Raw genomic sequence first — 16,625 nt, forward strand, 5'->3', positions numbered from 1 at the left:
GGGGAGAGGGTGAAGTTGGTAGCTCTCTCCCCTTGTGGGAGAGGGTTGGGTGAGGGGGCATTTGGTATTTTCAGTTCTCTTACCGCGCCGCCGCCCATTTCGCCAGCGCGTCGGGGGCGATGGCGCCGGTGATGCCGGCGGCGACGCGCTGGCCCATCAGGGCGCCGAACTTGAAGCCATGGCCGGAGCAGGCGCTGACCAGCCAGCCCTTGCCCCGCTTTTCCACCACGAACCGTTCCTCCGGCGCATAGGTGTAGCAGCAGGTTCGGGCCTCCAGCACCTTGTACCGGTCGACATCCTTCAGCACCGGCCGGTAGAGGCCCAGCATCTCCTCGGCCTCGCCGGGGAGGATATCGCGGCCGTCGTCGGGGTCGCCGGGCCGGCCATGGCCGGCGACAGCGAGCTTCAGCCGCGTTCCGGCGGCCGGCGGCGCGGACCAGTGATCGTCGGGATACCCGTAATCGACCATCGCGGGGGCGGACGCCCATGCTTCGGCATACTCCGCCGGCGGTTCGGCATAGACGACCAGCACGCGATGGGACCGCAGCCGATCCCGTTCCGACGGCAGCAGCCGGGGCGTCCAGGCGCCGGTCGCCAGGACGATCGCGTCGGCGGCGCTTTCCACGCCGGAGACGAGGCGCAGCGCTCCACGCTCCAGATCGACCTCCGCGACCGGCGTATGCTCGAACAAATGGACGCCGCGCTGCCGCAGATGATCGGCAAGGCCGGCGATGATGCGGTCGGCCAGCAATATCCCGCCGCGCTGCATGAAGAGGCCCCAGCGGACGCCGTCCAGCGTCAGGAAGGGGTAGCGCTCCGCCAGCGCCGCCGGCGGCAGAATCTCATGGTCCAGCCCTTCGGCTTCGACCGCCTCGCGCGCGCGGCCTGTCCAGTCGCCTCCTGAGCGGGAGAGCCCGAGCGCGCCGGTCTCGAAATAATGCACCTCGCCCAGATCGGCCCAGAGGGCGTTCCATGCCCGATAGGCGTCGCCGACCATGCGGGCGTGGAGCGGACGGTCCGGATAATGGTGGCGGATCAGCCGGTGTTCGTCCCAGGACGCACCGGCCGGGTTCGGGATCGGCCCCTGGTCGAAGATGCTGACATCGTGGCCGTCGCGCGCCAGCGACCAGGCGGTGGCGAGGCCGACGATGCCGCCGCCGACGATGGCGATCCGCATCAGGCGGCTTCCCCCGCCGCCCAGCGGGTGAAGGCGGCGGGGTCGCGCGCGCCCTCCAGCGTCTCGGCCATGCTCTCACCCAGCAGCGGGCCGAACTTGAAGCCGTGGCCGGAGAAGCCGGTCATCGCCCAGCCCCGGTCGCCCAGCGGCTCCACCACGAACTTCTCCTCCTTCTCCACCGTGTAGAAGCAGGTCTTCAGCCGGTCGATTTCGAAGCCGGCGAAATCCGCGAAGCGGTTGCGGCAGGCATCCAGCAGCGCGTCGGCTTCGTCAGACGCCGCCTCCCGGTCGCGATCGGGATGGCCGGTCAGGCTGAAACTGTGGTCGCCGACCTTCATGCCGGTCCCCGCCACCGGCGGGACGGTGTAGAAGCCGCGATTCGGATCGATGTCCAGCACCATCGGCATGGCGGCCCAGGCGGCGGCCTGTTCCGCCGGCGGCGCGAGATAGCAGATCACCTGCCGGGAGGGCGTGACCCGCACCGCCAGCTCCGGCCGCAGGGTCGTGACCCAGGGGCCGGCGGCGACGATGATACGGTCGGCCTCGACCGTCGTTCCGTCTGCCAGCGTCGCGACGGCGCGATCGGGATCGACCGCCGTCACACGAGCCTCGGTCCTGATCTCGACCCCTAGCCGGCGGAGATGGCCGGCCAGCCCCTCCACGATCCGGTCGGCCAGCAGCACGCCGCCGGTCGGCAGATGGAAGGCGCGCTCCAGCCCGTCGGAGCGCAGCAGCGGGAAGCGCCGTTCAAGCTCCGCCATCGACAGCCAGCCGATATCGACGCCCGCCGCCTCCAGCGTGGCGGCGGATTGCGTCAGCCATTCATGGTCCCCGCCGCCGATGGCGAGCGTGCCGGTCTCGACATAATGCGTCCGGCCGAGATTGCCCCACAGCCGGTCCCAGGCGGCGTAGGCCGGCCCGACCATGGCGGCGTAGCCGGCCATGCCGCCATAGGCGTAGCGGATCAGCCGGTGCTGATCGACCGACGAGCCGAGGGGGTTCGGGATTCCGTACTGCTCCAGCACGGTCACGGAATGGCCGCGCCGGGCGAGCGCCCAGGCGGTCGACAGCCCGATGATTCCCGCGCCGATGACGGTAACGCGCATGATGGTCCTCTATGCCTTCCGGGAACGGGTCAGGGTTTGCCGCGTGTCATCATTTGTCATCATTCGTCATCATTTGCCGTCATTCCGGGGGGCTGATGGGCGGGGTTCTTCCCTTTTTGGTCATTCCCGACTTGATCGGGAATCCATGGGCCGGCGACGCCGTACCGCCGGTGAAGGCGAAGCGCCGCCCGTGCCGGTCGCGAACGACGCATGGATGCTGGATCAGGTCCAGCATGACGATTCGTGGAGAGGGTCATCGGTCCAGGACCCGCAGGGTCTCGGCGATGCAGAGATAGAGGTGGTAGAGCGTGCTGGAAGGAATATAATCCGATATCTCCTTGCCGTCACGCGAAAGCTGGTCCCGCCAGACGCCGTGATTGGCGGCGAGGTAGGGGCCGAACATCATCGCCAGATGGCCGAGCGCGGCGTCGCGGTCGGCCGGGTCGCCGGTGCGTTCGAAGCGGGCGAGGAAGGCCTTCACCGCCTCCGACTGCGGCCAGAGGCGCTTGCTGCCGGCGAGGATCGCGCCCGTCCGGTCGACCTCGTCGAAAGCCGCCGGGACCATGCCGGGCTCCCCATCCACGCCATGGGCGAGCGCGAAGGCGTGCAGCGCCTCGGCGATCGGCAGCGCGCGGTCATCGCCGGAAAGGGCGGCGAAGCGGTGGAGCAGCCAGACCCATTCGAAATGATGGCCCGGCTCCACGATCGCGCCCTTGCCGCCGGGCGCCGGCTTCCAGTCCGTGGTGAAATATTCGCCCAGCGTGCCGGTATCGGGATCGAAGAAATGCCGTTCCAGCAGGGCGACGATCCGGTCGGCGCGGTCCAGCCAGGCGCTATCCCCGGTCGCCTCGAACATCGCCATCACCGCTTCCAGCAGGTGCATGTGCGGGTTCTGGCGGCGCGGGGTCGGCACGTCCGCCGCGTCCCCGGTCGCATGTTCGCGATAGCCGCGCCAGCGCGGCTCCGCCATCGCATCGTCGATATAGCCCATCGTGCGGTGCGCCCAGTCGAGCGCATCGCCGTCGCCGCCGGCGCGGTGGAGCCAGGCGAAGCCGTGCAGGATGAAGGCGTGGTCGTAGAAATCCTTGATCGGGTCGAGCGGTTCGCCGGCGCGGCTCAGCCGGCCATAAAAGCCGCCCCGATTCCGGTCCCAGCCGCGATCGACCAGGAAGCTGAAGCCTTCGCGCGCGACCTCAAGGGCGGGGACCGGCGCATCCATCATATGGGCGTGGGCGAAGACATAGATCTGCCGGCCCTGCACGCGGATGCGCTTGTAATCGTCGTCGGATTGCGTCCGGTCCGGGTTCAGCCGTTCGATGAAGCCGCCATGGGCGCGGTCGATCCCGGCTTCCGCCCAGAAGGGCATCGCCGTTTCCATCAGCCAGGCGCGGAGATCGGCCGGCGCGGCGGGATTCAGGCCGGCGAGGGAGAGGGTCACGGGCGGTCTCCCTTCTCCCCGTCCTTCTCGTGGACAAGCTGGGCGGCCGCCAGATCCTCCAGTGCCGTGCCGACCGACTTGAAGAAGGTGATCTCCCGATCGTCCTTCCGGCCCCCGGCGCGGCCGTGGGCGAGGTCGAACAGGTCGCCGGCGATGGACTCCTTCGTCAGGATTCCGCTCTCCAGCGGCTGGACGATGTCGCCGGCTTCCTTCGTGGCGCCCTCGCGCGTGTCGACGAAGATTGTGGCGCGCCCGATCGCGTCGTCGTCCGCCTCCCGCATCGCGGGGGTGAAGCCGCCGACAAGGTCCAGATGCGCCCCTTCATTCAGCCAGCCGCCCCGGATCAGCGGCTCCCGCGCCATGGTTGCGCAGGTGACGATGTCGGCCCGGCCAACCGCCGCTTCGAGATCGTCAGACACGGTGACGGAGGCGCCCGAAGATTTCAGCCGCTCCGCGACGGCGCGCGCCTTCTCCGGCGACCGGCCCCAGATCTCGATTTCGGCAATGGGCCGGACGGCGCTGTGGGCGAGCGCCAGCTCGGGCGCCAGCGCGCCCGTGCCGACGACCAGCAGGCGGGACGATTCGGGCCGGGAGAGGTAGGAGGACGCCAGCGCCGAGGCGGCAGCGGTGCGCCTGACGGTCAGCGCCGGCCCGTCCAGAAGCGCCAGTGGCGCGCCGGTTCCGCCGTCCAGCAGCAGGTAGACCCCCATGATCGAGGGCAGGCTCCGCGCCGGGTTGCCGGGAAAGACGGTGACGATCTTGATGCCGATATGGCGGCCGGATTGCCAGGCCGGCATCAGCAGCAGGGTGGCGGGATCGACACCCGGCCCGGAACCCAACGCCGGAATCGTGTGGTGGTGGCGGAGCGGAACCGCAATCTCGCTCCGGAACGCTTCCCTCAGCCGCTCGACCAGATCCCGGTAGCCGAGCGCCGCTTCGACCTCTGCGGCGCCGATGACGCGCATGGAAACCCCGTTGTTGTTTTAGTGAAACGGCTAGCGGACGCCGACGGCGATGTCAGGGAGAATGCCGGGCGGCGGAGGGCTTTTCCAGGGCGATCGCCCGATCGGACGCGCTTTCCGCCGTGGCGATCCGTTCGGCCTCCCGCGCGCGGGCAGATTCCTCCTCCACCGTATTCTCCCGATCCCGGTAACGGTTCACTTCGGCGGTCAACTCCCGGATGCGCTGGCCGCGCTGCTTGGCGTCCCGGCGATGGCCGTGCTGGCCGATCCAGGTCAGAAGCGCGCCGATCAGGAAGCCGACCGCCAGCCCGCCCAGCACCAGCAGATAGAGCGGCGCGGACAGCGCGAAGGGCAGGGGCCAGATCGTCAAATCGATCCATTCGCGGTTCGAGACCGCGAAGGAGATCGCCAGCAGGGCGACCGGAACGGTGATGATCCAGCTCAGATGACGCACGGCGACGATCGATCCTCGATGATTGGATGGCAGGCAGCGCTACTGGGTGTTCAATCGTTCGCGAAGCTGCTTGCCGGTCTTGAAGAAGGGCACCGACTTCTCCGTCACCTGAACGGATTCGCCGGTCCGCGGGTTCCGCCCGACGCGCGCGTCCCGCCGCTTGACGGAGAAGGCGCCGAAGCCTCTCAGCTCCACCCTCTGGCCGCGGGCCAGCGCCTCGGAGATTTCCTCGAACACGGTGGTGACGATGCGCTCCACGTCCCGCTGGTAGAGATGCGGGTTCTGCTCGGCGAGTCTCTGGATCAGTTCGGACTTCGTCATCCCCCTTCGCCCCCTTTTGCTTTTCTTATCGTTACCCGCCGCATTGGCGCGGGCCCGGCCCCAATAACCGCGAAGCGTGCCAGAGCGTCCGGCCGATGGCAAGCATAAGCCTTTCAGGAACAAGGGTTTTCGGAGGGCGGAGTCTCACCTTCTGCCCTGCAGGTCATTCCGGACTTGATCCGGAATCCATGGGCCCTCGCCGCTTCACCGGCGGCGAAAGACCGGACGCCGTCCCCGGCGTCCAACGAGGCCCTATGGATGCTGGATCAAGTCCCATAGGCACTAACCTTGAGGCAGCGAGCGTCAGAGCCTCTCCTTCGAAACCCTCACCCTCCCACCGCTTCGCGGCGGGCCCCTCCCTCTCCCGCAAGCAGGAGAGGGGGAAATTACGATCAAAGTTAGCGCCTATGGGATCAAGTCCAGCATGACGGGTTGGAACAAAACCCAAGCGGACAGTATAGTTGTGGCAGTGCGGTGGCGTTATATAATGTTGTGTTCTTCGGCGAAATTTCGAATACGTTGACCAACTTCTGTATTGATCGTGGCATAGCCGCCTTGATTGCTTCCGATCGCTATATTGGTGGGCGGTTCGGCGTCATTCCCAACTCTGGGAAGAATTCCCCATTTTTTGGCTCCCCGCATGCACGCAACGAAGATTTCACCGTCTAAAGCGCGCGGCAACAATTCATCATGTACGGTGTTTAGGACCGCCCGCGAAGAAGCTAGAGCATTGACGACATAGCCGTCCGTAAATCGAAAAGAGCGATAAGCTACAAGTTCCAAAACAGCGACATGATTTATAATATTTTCTTCTTGTATGGCTGCGTCGTCACTAAAAACACCGCGTAAACGTGATGTTAGCCAATTTGCGCCTCCGTCGTGCCCTCTATAGTCTTCGATGAACATGTAATTTTCTGTAACGCCGTTCAGGTTCTCTCGCAGGGCCTCTTCATGAACGTGTTGAGCCTGTTCCCAATCTGGATCGACGTTGCCATTTTCATCCTGACCAACGCCTGCGTTCATATAAAGAAGAAAAATACCGGCATTAAGTATCGGGCCAGACCAAGGCGTTGGGACATGGTCGTTCATCAGATGATGATCTCCGTCCAGAACCCACTCGTCGTCAGGATGTATACACTCATCGTCCGGCAGTTGTTGCCAGAAATTTACGAGCTCCTGCCGGGTCATGAGAACTTCCTTCATCATGAGAGGAAAATAACCATATCAACCAGGAGTTGCTGCGTCCATACGTCGCGCAAAAGAAAACCGGCCGCCGGTTGCCCGGCGGCCGGTTCGACCTTGGGGAGCGGATCGCTCCTTACTTGTCGTCTTCCTTCTGGCCGGCCTGCGCCTTCTTCAGCGCGGCCCCCAGGATGTCGCCCAGCGAGGCGCCGGAGTCCGAGGAGCCGAATTCGGCCATGGCCTTCTTCTCGTCCTCGACTTCCTTGGCCTTGATGGAGAGCGAGATCTTGCGGGTGGCGCGGTCGATCTGGGTGATCTTGGCGTCCACCTTCTCGCCCACGGCGAACCGCTCCGGACGCTGGTCCTGACGGTCGCGGGCAAGGTCGCTCTTGCGGATGAAGCCGGTCTGGCCCTCGCCGACGGAAACCTCGATGCCGCCGTCGGTGATCTGGGTGACCGTCGTGGTGACGATGTCGCCGCGCTTCACCGTGCCGGCCGACTTCTCGAACGGGTCGTCGACAAGCTGCTTCATGCCGAGCGAGATGCGCTCCTTCTCGACATCGACGTCAAGCACCTTGACCTTAACCATGTCGCCCTTCTTGAACTCCTGGATCGCCTCCTCGCCGGAGCGGTCCCAGGTGATGTCCGAAAGGTGGACCATGCCGTCGATATCGCCGGGCAGGCCGACGAACAGGCCGAACTCGGTGATGTTCTTGACCTCGCCCTCGATCTCGGTCCCGACCGGGAAGCGGTCGGAGAAGCCGTCCCAGGGGTTCTCCAGGCACTGCTTGAGGCCCAGGCTGATGCGGCGCTTCACCGGATCGACGTCGAGCACCATGATCTCGACCTCCTGGGAGGTCGACACGATCTTGCCCGGATGGATGTTCTTCTTGGTCCAGGACATCTCCGAGACATGGACCAGCCCCTCGATCCCCGGCTCCAGCTCCACGAAGGCGCCGTAGTCGGTGATGTTGGTGACGCGGCCCTTGAACTTCGCGCCGACCGGGTACTTCGCTTCGACGCCTTCCCAGGGGTCGGCCTCGAGCTGCTTCATGCCCAGGCTGATGCGCTGGGTCTCCGGGTTGAAGCGGATGACCTGCACCTGGACGTTCTGGCCGATCTGCAGGGCCTCGGTCGGATGATTGATGCGGCGCCACGCGATGTCGGTGACGTGCAGCAGGCCATCGACGCCGCCCAGATCGACGAACGCGCCGTAGTCGGTGATGTTCTTGACCACGCCCTGGAGGACCTGGCCTTCCTTGAGGTTGGCGACCAGTTCCGACCGCGCCTCGGCCCGGCTCTCTTCCAGCACCGCGCGGCGGCTGACCACGATGTTGCCGCGGCTGCGGTCCATCTTGAGGATCTGGAAGGGCTGGGGCGTGCCCATCAGCGGGCTGATGTCGCGCACCGGGCGGATGTCCACCTGGCTGCCCGGCAGGAAGGCGACGGCGCCGTTCAGGTCGACCGTGAAGCCGCCCTTGACCTTGCCGAAGATCACGCCGGAGACGCGCTGCTGGTCGTTGAACGACTTCTCCAGCTGGGTCCAGCTCTCCTCGCGGCGGGCCTTCTCACGGGACAGCACGGCCTCGCCGTTCTTGTCCTCCATGCGGTCGATGAAGACCTCGACCGTGTCGCCGGGCTTGAGGTCCGGCTGCTGGCCGGGGGCGGTGAATTCCTTGACCGCGACGCGGCCTTCGGACTTAAGGCCCACATCGATCAGGGCCATGTCGTTCTCGATCGCGATGACGCGACCCTTTACGACGGTGCCTTCGAAACTGTCGGTCTGCGCGAGGCTTTCCTCAAGAAGGGCGGCGAAGCTCTCCTTGGCCGGGCTCGCGGTCTGGGTGTCTGTCATGTCTGCTCCTTGATGATCGACCGAGGGATCGCCGCGGGTCGTCCCGCAATGGAAAGCGAAATCCTTCGGGTCATCGGGCCCGTTCCTGTCGCGGCCATCCCGATGCGATCGGTGTCCTTGACGCGGGACGGAAGAGCGTTCGGCGCTAAGGCCGGCCCGATCTTCCTGAAACAAACGACAAAGCCGCCTCGAACGCCTGATCGGCGTTGAGATGGCTGGTGTCCAGGACGAACGCATCTTCGGCGGGGGTGAGCGGAGCCACCGTCCGGCCGCTGTCGCGCGCGTCGCGCTGTTCCATGTCCCGCAGGACGGCATCGTATATAGCGTCTTCGCCGCGTTCCCGCAACTCACGGAATCGCCTTGTCGCGCGGGCTTCGACCGAGGCGGTGACGAACAACTTCGCGTCGGCGTCCGGGCAGACGACCGTGCCGATATCGCGTCCGTCCAGCACCGCGCCGGGGCCGGTGGCGGCGAAGCGGCGCTGGAAGTCCAAAAGCGCCGCGCGCACCGCCGGGATCGCCGCCACCTTCGAGGCCGCCTGGGCGACCTCGTCCGTGCGCAGGGCGGGGTCGGCCGCATCCTCCGGACGCACCGCCTCGGCGGCGGTGACAGCGTCGGCGGGATCGGACGGGTCGCCGCCGGCGCGCAGCACGCGCAGGCCGGTCGCCCGGTAGAGCGCGCCCGTGTCCAGATGGCCGAGGCCGAAATGCGCCGCCAGCCGCCGGCCGAGCGTGCCCTTGCCCGATGCGGCGGGGCCGTCGATCGCGATGATCACGGCGCCGGCTCCGCGATCTCCGCGCCCAGCCCGTTCATCAGTTCGGCGAAGCCCGGGAAGCTGGTCTCGATCGGGCGGGAATCGTCGATGGCGACGGGCGCGTCGGCCGCCGTCCCGAGGACGAGGAAGCTCATCGCGATCCGGTGGTCCAGCGCGGTCGCGACGGTCGCGCCGCCGGCCGGCGGGCGGCCGGTCCCGTGGACGGTCAGCGTATCCTCCCCGGCCTCGACCCTCGCCCCACAGGCGGCCAGCCCGTCGGCGGTCATGGCGAGGCGGTCGCTCTCCTTCACCCGCAGCTCCGCGACCCCCAGCATGCGGGTCGTGCCTTCCGCGCAGGCAGCGGCGACGGCGAGGATGGGGTATTCGTCGATCATGCTGGGTGCGCGCTCCGGCGGCACGTCGATTCCCTTCAGCGCGCCTCCGCGGATGCGAAGATCGGCGACCGGCTCCCCGGCCTCGACGCGCCGGTTCTCGAAACTGATGTCGCCGCCCATCTCGATCAGCGTGTCGATCAGGCCAGTGCGGCGCGGGTTGAGGCCGACGCCCGCCAGCCGGACGTCCGATCCTGGCCGGATCAGCGCAGCGACGATCGGGAAGGCGGCCGAGGAGACGTCGCCCGGCACCCTGATCTCCCGCCCGGTCAGCTCCGGCTGGCCCGTGATCGAGATGGCCTGCCCGTCCTCGCTGTCCTCGACCGCCACCTCCGCGCCGAAATGGCGGAGCATGTGTTCGGAATGGTCGCGCGTCGCCTCGCGCTCGATGACCGTGGTGGTTCCGGGCGTGTTGAGGCCGGCCAGCAGGATCGCCGATTTCACCTGCGCCGAGGCGACGGGCAGGACATAGGTTACGGGCAGCGACGCGTCGGCCCCGATCACGGCCATCGGCAGGCGGCCGCCGGAACGGCAGACGAAGCGCGCGCCCATCTGCTCCAGCGGCACGGTCACCCGCGCCATCGGCCGCTTCACCAGGGAGGCGTCGCCGGTCATGAAGGCGGTCAGCGGATGGGTGGCCAGCAGCCCGGCCAGAAGCCGGGTGGAGGTGCCGCTATTGCCCATGTCGAGCACCGAGGAAGGCTCCGAAAGACCGCCGACGCCGACGCCCCAGATCCGCCAGACGCCGTCATCCCCGCGCGTAACCTTGCAGCCCATCGCGCGCATGGCCGCGCCGGTCGCCAGAACGTCCTCCCCCTCCAGCAGGCCGTGAACGGTCGTTTCGCCCACCGCGACGCCGCCCAGCATCAGCGCCCTGTGGGAGATCGACTTGTCGCCGGGAACGCGGACGGCGCCGGCCAAGCGTGCGGCCTTGCGGGAGACGAGCGGCAGCGGTCGGTGCGTCACGGGCGGGGAACCTGTCGGGGAGGGTTGGCGTTATGGGCGGTCGGGCGCTGATAGCACAGGCGGCGGCGGATGCGAAGCCGAGGGCGTCGGCAGGACATTCGATCGGGCGCCCGATCGCCTTTAGGCTTTGACAGCCGGCCCGCGACATGGCAAAGGGCGCGCCACTTCTGAAATTCATTGTTTAGAGACGGAGGAGCAGGCGTGGCCAAGCCGGAATGGGGCGCCAAGCGCATCTGCCACAACTGCGGCGCGCGCTATTACGATATGCGTCGCGACCCGATCATCTGCCCGAAATGCGGGACGGAGTTCGATCCAGAGGCGTTCCTGAAATCCCGGCGCAGCCGCGCCGCGGTGGTCGAGGACATCAAGCCCGCCAAGGCCAAGCGCAAGGCCGCGGCGGTCGACGAGGCCGCCGAGGACGAGGTCGAGGATCAGGAGGATGAGGATCTCGACCAGGAGGACGAGGCTGCGGACGATCTGGTCGAGGACGATTCCGACGACGATGCGGACGAGTCGGAGGGCGACGACAAGCCCAAGAAAAAGAAGAAGGTCGATGACGACATCGAGGATGATTCCGACGATGGCGACGTCCTTCTGGAAGACGCGTCGGAGCTCGGCGACGACGACGACGTCGAGGATGTCGTCGACCTGGAGGATGACGAGGAACGCTGATTCGCCGGGAGAATCCCGCCTCTCGCCGAGGCCGGCATTTTTCGCTTGATCCCGAGGGGTCATCTGACGAATATGCCGGCCCGCGCGGCCCCCTGGCCGCCGGCTCAAGGAATTCAAGGTTTCGGGGCCATAGCTCAGCTGGGAGAGCGCTACAATGGCATTGTAGAGGTCAGCGGTTCGATCCCGCTTGGCTCCACCAAACTTCTCAAAGGGTTCGAGGCCTTGCGCTTCGGACCCTTTGTCGTTTTGACGCGCGATGCGTTTCAGTCCAGCACCGTCGACGCTCCCGCCTTCCGTCGGTCGATCGCCCGGCCTCGTTGACAGGGTTCGGCGGCTGACCCATGGTGCGGTCGAACCTCCTGATTCCACCCGCATTCAGATGATTTTCAGCCCATGACCAACACCGCGCTCAGCCAGGCGATCGAAGCCGCTTGGGAAATCCGCGACGAATTGACGCCAGCCGCGACCGGCCCGGCCCGCGAGGCGGTGGAGGCGGCGCTGGACGGGCTCGACAGCGGGCGGCTGCGGGTGGCGGAGAAGGTGGACGGCGCCTGGACCGTCCATCAATGGCTGAAGAAGGCCGTCCTCCTGTCCTTCCGCCTCAACGACATGAGCGTGATAGACGGCGGCCCCGGCGGATCGGGCTGGTGGGACAAGGTCCCGTCCAAATTCGCCGGCTGGGGGCCGGAGGAATTCAGGGCCGCCGGGTTCCGGGCGGTGCCCAACGCCGTCGTCCGCCGGTCGGCCTATGTAGCGCCGGGCGTGGTGCTGATGCCCAGCTTCGTCAATCTGGGCGCGCGCATCGACAGCGGCGCGATGATCGACACCTGGGCGACCGTGGGGTCCTGCGCCCAGATCGGCCGGGACGTCCACATCTCCGGCGGGGCCGGTATCGGCGGCGTGCTGGAGCCTCTCCAGGCCGGGCCGGTGGTGATCGAGGACAATTGCTTCATCGGCGCACGCTCCGAAGTGGTCGAAGGCGTGGTCGTGGAGGAGGGGTCGGTGCTCTCCATGGGCGTCTTCATCGGCGCCTCGACCAAGATCGTCGACCGGACGACCGGGGAGATCCATGTCGGGCGGGTGCCGGCCTATTCGGTCGTCGTGCCGGGCACGCTGCCGGCGCGCCAGCCCCTGCCGAACGGCGATCCCGGCCCCGGCCTCTATTGCGCGGTCATCATCAAGCGCGTGGACGAGCGGACGCGGTCGAAGATCTCGATCAACGACCTGCTACGGGCATGAGCGGGATCGATCCGGTCGCGCTGGCGAGAGCGCTGATCCGCTGCCCCAGCGTCACCCCGGCCGACGAAGGTGCGCTCGACACCGTGCAGGGTGCGCTGGAGGGGTTGGGCTTCGTCTGCCACCGGCTCGTCTTCTCCGAAGAAGGGCAGCCCGATATCGACAATCTCTACGCCCGGCTGGGAACGGGCGGCCGGAATTTCTGTTTCGCCGGACATACCGATGTCGTGCCGGTGGGCGATTCCGGGGCCTGGACCCACGACCCCTTCGGCGGCGTGATCGCGGACGGACTCCTTTACGGAAGGGGCGCGGCCGACATGAAGGGCGCCGTGGCCGCCTTCGCCGGCGGCGTCTCCCGCTTCCTCGACGGCGCGGGACCGGAGTTCGGCGGGTCGGTCAGCCTGCTGATCACCGGCGACGAGGAAGGCGACGCGGTCAATGGCACAAGGAAGGTGCTGGGCTGGCTGAAGGAGCGGGGCGAGCGGATCGACGCGTGCATCGTCGGGGAGCCGACCAACCCCGACCGGCTGGGGCAGATGATCAAGATCGGCCGGCGCGGGTCGATGACCGGCCGGCTGACCGTTCACGGAATCCAGGGTCACACCGCCTATCCGGCGCAGGCGGACAACCCGCTGCCGCGGCTGGTGCGGATGCTTGAAGCCGTCACGGCGGAGCCGCTGGACCGGGGAAGCGACCATTTCGATCCCAGCAATCTGGAGATCACCACGATCGATGTCGGCAATCCCGTGAACAACGTCATTCCGGCGCAGGGCCGGGCGACGATCAACATCCGCTTCAACGATCTGCACGATTCAGCGGCGCTGGAAGGCTGGCTGCGCGAGTGTTTCGACCGGATCGGCGGGCGCTACGAGCTTTCGGTGCGCGTCACCGGCGAGAGTTTCCTGACCCCGCCCGGCCCGCTGTCCGAACTGGTGGCCGGCGCGGTCGAGCGCGTGACCGGCCTGCGGCCGGAGCTCAGCACCACCGGCGGCACGTCGGATGCCCGATTCATCAAGGATCGTTGCCCGGTCGTGGAGTTCGGCCTGGTCAATCGCACGATCCACCAGGTGGACGAGCATGTGGAGACGGCCGACATCGACCGGCTGGCCGACATCTACGCCGCGACCCTCGCCGCCTATTTCGGAAAGCCGTGACGTCGGACGACATCCTCCGCTTCCTCTTCGGCGCCTATCGGCTGGCCCGCGGCGACCCGCGCGGCATGAGCTTCTTCGACCGAACGCCGGAGGGCGCGCTGCGCAGCTTCACAGCCGCGCTGGTCGTGCTGCCGATCTTCGTCATCGTCGACGCGGTCCAGACCGCGCCGCTGTTCGGCCAGACGCCCTGGTGGGCGCTGCTCGGCGTCGGCGCGCTGGCTTATGCGATCCGCTGGACGGCTTATCCCGTGGCGATGATCCAGATCGTCCGACTGATCGATCGGGAGGCGCGCTATCCGGACTTCCTGGCCGCCTATAACTGGTCGGCCGCGCTGGTCTATCCGGTCTACCTGCCGGTGGTCCTGATCTCCGCCGCCGGCTGGCTGCCGGTGGAGGCGATCGGCCTGATGGGGCTGGCGGTCACGATCGCAGCCCTGGTCTATCAATGGTATGTGACGAAGGTCGCGCTGTCGGTCGGCGGCGGCATGGCGGCGGGGCTGGTCGCCGTGGATTTCGCGCTCAGCCTGCTGATCGTCAACACCACGCTGGACATGCTTCAGCCGGCCTGACCGTCCGTTCCCGGCGGGTAGGCGACGCTGACGAAATAGAGCCCGTCGGGCGGGGCGGTCGGGCCGGCCGACGCCCGGTCGCGCGCCGCAAGCGCCGCCGCTACGTCGTCGCCCGTCCAGCGGCCCTGGCCGACCAGCTTCAGCGTGCCGACGATGTTGCGGACCATGTGGTGGAGGAAGGACCGCGCCTCCACCGCCACCTCGATCTCCGCGCCCAGACGCCGCACGTCCAGCCGCTCCAGCGTCTTGACCGGCGATTTCGCTTGGCATTCGCTGGCCCGGAAGCTGGTGAAGTCGTGATGGCCGACCAGTCGCTGGGCGGCCTCATGCATCGCGTCGGCATCCAGCCGGCCCGGCACCCTCCAGGCCAGCCCGGCTTCGAAGGTCAGCGGCGCGCGCCGGTTGACGATGCGGTAGCGATACGCCCGGCGGATGGCGGACAGCCGGGCGTCGAAATCGTCCGACGCCTCGTTCACCGAAAGGATAGAGACCGGGTGCGGCCGCAGATGGGCGTTCAGCGCCCCCTGCACCTCCCGGGGCGTGGTCGGGCGGGCGATGTCGACATGGGCGACCTGCCCCAGCGCGTGGACGCCGGAATCCGTGCGGCCGGCGCAGGCGACGCGGGTTTCCTCCCCGCAGAAGGCCGTGACGGCTTCCTCCACCGCCTGCTGGACCGACAGGCCGTTCGCCTGCCGCTGCCAGCCGACGAAGGGCCGGCCGTCATATTCGATGGTCAGCTTGTAGCGGGTCACAGCCGGATGCCGGCCGGCAGCGGATAGCCGCGCAGGAAGGCTTGGGCGTCGACCGGCCCCTTGCCGGGCCGCTGGAGCCTGAGGGGACGGACCGCCCCGCCCCGCGCGCAGGCGATGGTCAGCCGGTCGTCCAGCACCTCGCCCGGCGCGCCATGGGCGTCGGGGACGGTCTCAATCGCCAGCACCTTGATGCGATCGGCCTCATGATCGAACCAGACTCCGGGCCAGGGCGTCAGCGCACGGACCTGCCGGTCGGCCAGCGCGGCATCCTCCCAGTCCAGCCTTCCGTCCTCCTTCGTGATCTTGGCGGCATAGGTCACGCCGTCCTCCGGCTGCGGTTCGGCGCGCAAGCTGCCATCGGCGAGGCCGGCCAGGGCGGGGACGATCAGCTCCGCCCCCAGCCCGGCGAGCGCGTCGTGCAGCGTGCCGGCGTCTGTTTCAGCGGCGATCGGGACATGCGCCTTCAGCAGCATCGGCCCGGTGTCCAGCCCCGCCTCCATCATCATGATGGTGACGCCCGTCTCCTCGTCGCCGGCCAGGATGGCGCGCTGGATCGGCGCGGCTCCCCGCCAGCGGGGCAGCAGCGAGGCATGGACGTTGACGCAGCCGAGACGCGGCGCGTCGAGGATCGGCTTCGGCAGGATGAGGCCGTAGGCCGCGACGACAGCGGCGTCCAGCCCCAGCGCCGCGAAGGCCGCCTGCTCGCCCGCATCCTTCAGCGAGCCTGGATGCCGGACCTCGATCCCCGCCGTCAGCGCCGCCTCATGGACCGGCGACCGCCGCTCCCGATGCCCCCGCCCGGCGGGGCGGGGCGGCTGGGTGTAGACCGCCGCCACATCATGGCCGGCATCGATCAGGGCACGGAGGCTGGGCACGGCGAAATCCGGCGTGCCCATGAAGGCGAGGCGAAGGCGGGTCATGCCGGCCGTTGTACCGCGTGGGTGTGATGGGGCAAGCGGGATCGCAAACCAACGCCCCCTCACCCAACCCTCTCCCACGAGGGGAGAGGGCTACCAACCGCTACGCCGCCGTCTGGCCCTTTCGCCATTTGGCCAGCTTGCGCAGGATCATGTTGCGCTTCATGAGCGAGAGGTGGTCGGTGAAGAGGATGCCGTCCAGATGGTCGATCTCATGCTGGACGCAGGTCGCCAGCACGTCCTTGGCATGGAGCGTCTTGCTGGCGTTGTTTTCGTTCAGATACCGGACCTTGACCTCCGCCGGGCGGGTCACGTCGGCATATTGCTCCGGCAGGCTGAGGCAGCCTTCATTGTAGGTGGCGAGATCTTCCGAGGCCCACAGGATCTCCGGATTGGCCATGCGCAGGGGCTGCGGCTCCTCGTCCTTGTTCGCCACGTCGATGACCAGCACGCGCTCCAGCAGGCCGACCTGCGGCGCGGCGAGGCCGATGCCGGGGGCGTCGTACATCGTCTCCAGCATGTCGTCCATCAGCCGGCGCACGCGGTCGTCCACGGCGGCGACGGGTTTCGCCCTGGCCTTCAGCGCGGGATGGGGGACGAGGAGGATGTCGAGCTTGCTCATGGTCGGCCGGGCGGTGAAAAACTGTCGTCAAACGTCATCATTTGTCATCATTCGTCATCATCCGGGGGAGTGACGGTGAAGCGACGACGCCGTCGA

Annotated in this window: 18 protein-coding genes and 1 tRNA gene; 5 read left to right on the forward strand and 14 right to left on the reverse strand. The window is 67.6% G+C overall.

Going from position 1 to position 16,625, the window contains the following annotated elements:
* Positions 1 to 79 precede the first annotated feature (79 nt).
* The 11 genes from AAFN89_RS17960 to aroA form a co-directional block, all read right to left on the reverse strand.
* A complete protein-coding gene (locus AAFN89_RS17960; protein ID WP_347540591.1) occupies positions 80 to 1,177 on the reverse strand; it encodes an FAD-dependent oxidoreductase in 1,098 nt (365 codons plus the stop codon).
* The gene (locus tag AAFN89_RS17965) at positions 1,177 to 2,283 is read right to left on the reverse strand and encodes an FAD-dependent oxidoreductase (RefSeq protein WP_347540592.1); all 1,107 of its coding nucleotides are present in this window, start codon (positions 2,281 to 2,283) and stop codon (positions 1,177 to 1,179) included. Before AAFN89_RS17965 ends, AAFN89_RS17960 begins: the two co-directional genes overlap by 1 nt.
* 79 nt (positions 2,284 to 2,362) lie before the next feature.
* Complete coding sequence (locus tag AAFN89_RS17970) at positions 2,363 to 2,518, reverse strand: hypothetical protein (RefSeq protein ID WP_347540593.1); 156 nt, start codon at positions 2,516 to 2,518, stop codon at positions 2,363 to 2,365.
* Between the two features lie 18 nt (positions 2,519 to 2,536).
* Positions 2,537 to 3,721, reverse strand: a complete 1,185-nt coding sequence (locus AAFN89_RS17975) for an AGE family epimerase/isomerase (protein WP_347540594.1) — start codon at positions 3,719 to 3,721, stop codon at positions 2,537 to 2,539.
* Positions 3,718 to 4,686, reverse strand: coding sequence for an ornithine cyclodeaminase family protein (locus AAFN89_RS17980; protein WP_347540595.1), 969 nt, complete (start codon positions 4,684 to 4,686; stop codon positions 3,718 to 3,720). The genes AAFN89_RS17975 and AAFN89_RS17980 overlap by 4 nt, the downstream gene beginning before the upstream one ends.
* Positions 4,687 to 4,738: 52 nt before the next feature.
* On the reverse strand, positions 4,739 to 5,137 hold the full coding sequence (locus AAFN89_RS17985) for a LapA family protein (protein WP_347540596.1): 399 nt from the start codon (positions 5,135 to 5,137) through the stop codon (positions 4,739 to 4,741).
* 39 nt (positions 5,138 to 5,176) lie between these two features.
* A complete protein-coding gene (gene ihfB / locus AAFN89_RS17990) occupies positions 5,177 to 5,458 on the reverse strand; it encodes an integration host factor subunit beta (RefSeq protein ID WP_347540597.1) in 282 nt (93 codons plus the stop codon).
* Positions 5,459 to 5,938: 480 nt separating this feature from the next.
* A complete protein-coding gene (locus AAFN89_RS17995; RefSeq protein ID WP_347540598.1) occupies positions 5,939 to 6,646 on the reverse strand; it encodes a hypothetical protein in 708 nt (235 codons plus the stop codon).
* A gap of 130 nt (positions 6,647 to 6,776) precedes the next feature.
* Positions 6,777 to 8,495, reverse strand: coding sequence for a 30S ribosomal protein S1 (rpsA, locus tag AAFN89_RS18000; protein ID WP_347540599.1), 1,719 nt, complete (start codon positions 8,493 to 8,495; stop codon positions 6,777 to 6,779).
* Between the two features lie 145 nt (positions 8,496 to 8,640).
* Entirely contained in the window at positions 8,641 to 9,270 is a 630-nt protein-coding gene (gene cmk, locus AAFN89_RS18005) for a (d)CMP kinase (protein ID WP_347540600.1), read from the reverse strand.
* A complete protein-coding gene (aroA, locus tag AAFN89_RS18010) occupies positions 9,267 to 10,607 on the reverse strand; it encodes a 3-phosphoshikimate 1-carboxyvinyltransferase (protein WP_347540601.1) in 1,341 nt (446 codons plus the stop codon). The genes cmk and aroA overlap by 4 nt, the downstream gene beginning before the upstream one ends.
* Before the next feature lie 201 nt (positions 10,608 to 10,808).
* Here aroA and AAFN89_RS18015 point away from each other — a divergent pair, with 201 nt between their 5' ends.
* The 5 genes from AAFN89_RS18015 (at position 10,809) to AAFN89_RS18035 (ending at position 14,238) form a co-directional block, all read left to right on the forward strand.
* Positions 10,809 to 11,279 carry a TIGR02300 family protein gene (locus AAFN89_RS18015; RefSeq protein WP_347540602.1) on the forward strand — a complete coding sequence of 157 codons (471 nt, stop codon included), beginning with the start codon at positions 10,809 to 10,811 and terminating at the stop codon, positions 11,277 to 11,279.
* A 123-nt stretch (positions 11,280 to 11,402) separates the two neighbouring features.
* A tRNA-Ala gene (locus tag AAFN89_RS18020) sits at positions 11,403 to 11,478 on the forward strand.
* A gap of 194 nt (positions 11,479 to 11,672) precedes the next feature.
* Positions 11,673 to 12,518 (forward strand): 2,3,4,5-tetrahydropyridine-2,6-dicarboxylate N-succinyltransferase, encoded by an 846-nt coding sequence (gene dapD / locus AAFN89_RS18025; RefSeq protein WP_347540603.1) that lies wholly within the window; start codon positions 11,673 to 11,675, stop codon positions 12,516 to 12,518.
* Positions 12,515 to 13,669, forward strand: coding sequence for a succinyl-diaminopimelate desuccinylase (gene dapE / locus AAFN89_RS18030; RefSeq protein WP_347540604.1), 1,155 nt, complete (start codon positions 12,515 to 12,517; stop codon positions 13,667 to 13,669). The genes dapD and dapE overlap by 4 nt, the downstream gene beginning before the upstream one ends.
* Positions 13,666 to 14,238 (forward strand): hypothetical protein, encoded by a 573-nt coding sequence (locus tag AAFN89_RS18035; RefSeq protein WP_347540605.1) that lies wholly within the window; start codon positions 13,666 to 13,668, stop codon positions 14,236 to 14,238. Before dapE ends, AAFN89_RS18035 begins: the two co-directional genes overlap by 4 nt.
* Here AAFN89_RS18035 and truA read toward each other — a convergent pair.
* The 3 genes from truA to def form a co-directional block, all read right to left on the reverse strand.
* On the reverse strand, positions 14,226 to 14,990 hold the full coding sequence (gene truA, locus AAFN89_RS18040; RefSeq protein ID WP_347540606.1) for a tRNA pseudouridine(38-40) synthase TruA: 765 nt from the start codon (positions 14,988 to 14,990) through the stop codon (positions 14,226 to 14,228). The two genes, AAFN89_RS18035 and truA, sit on opposite strands and share 13 nt — an antisense overlap.
* On the reverse strand, positions 14,987 to 15,910 hold the full coding sequence (fmt, locus tag AAFN89_RS18045; protein WP_347540607.1) for a methionyl-tRNA formyltransferase: 924 nt from the start codon (positions 15,908 to 15,910) through the stop codon (positions 14,987 to 14,989). The genes truA and fmt overlap by 4 nt, the downstream gene beginning before the upstream one ends.
* Before the next feature lie 100 nt (positions 15,911 to 16,010).
* On the reverse strand, positions 16,011 to 16,529 hold the full coding sequence (def, locus tag AAFN89_RS18050; RefSeq protein ID WP_347540608.1) for a peptide deformylase: 519 nt from the start codon (positions 16,527 to 16,529) through the stop codon (positions 16,011 to 16,013).
* Positions 16,530 to 16,625 lie beyond the last annotated feature (96 nt).

Source organism: Inquilinus sp. CAU 1745 (assembly GCF_039839375.1).
In the GTDB taxonomy this organism is placed as follows: domain Bacteria; phylum Pseudomonadota; class Alphaproteobacteria; order DSM-16000; family Inquilinaceae; genus JBDOQU01.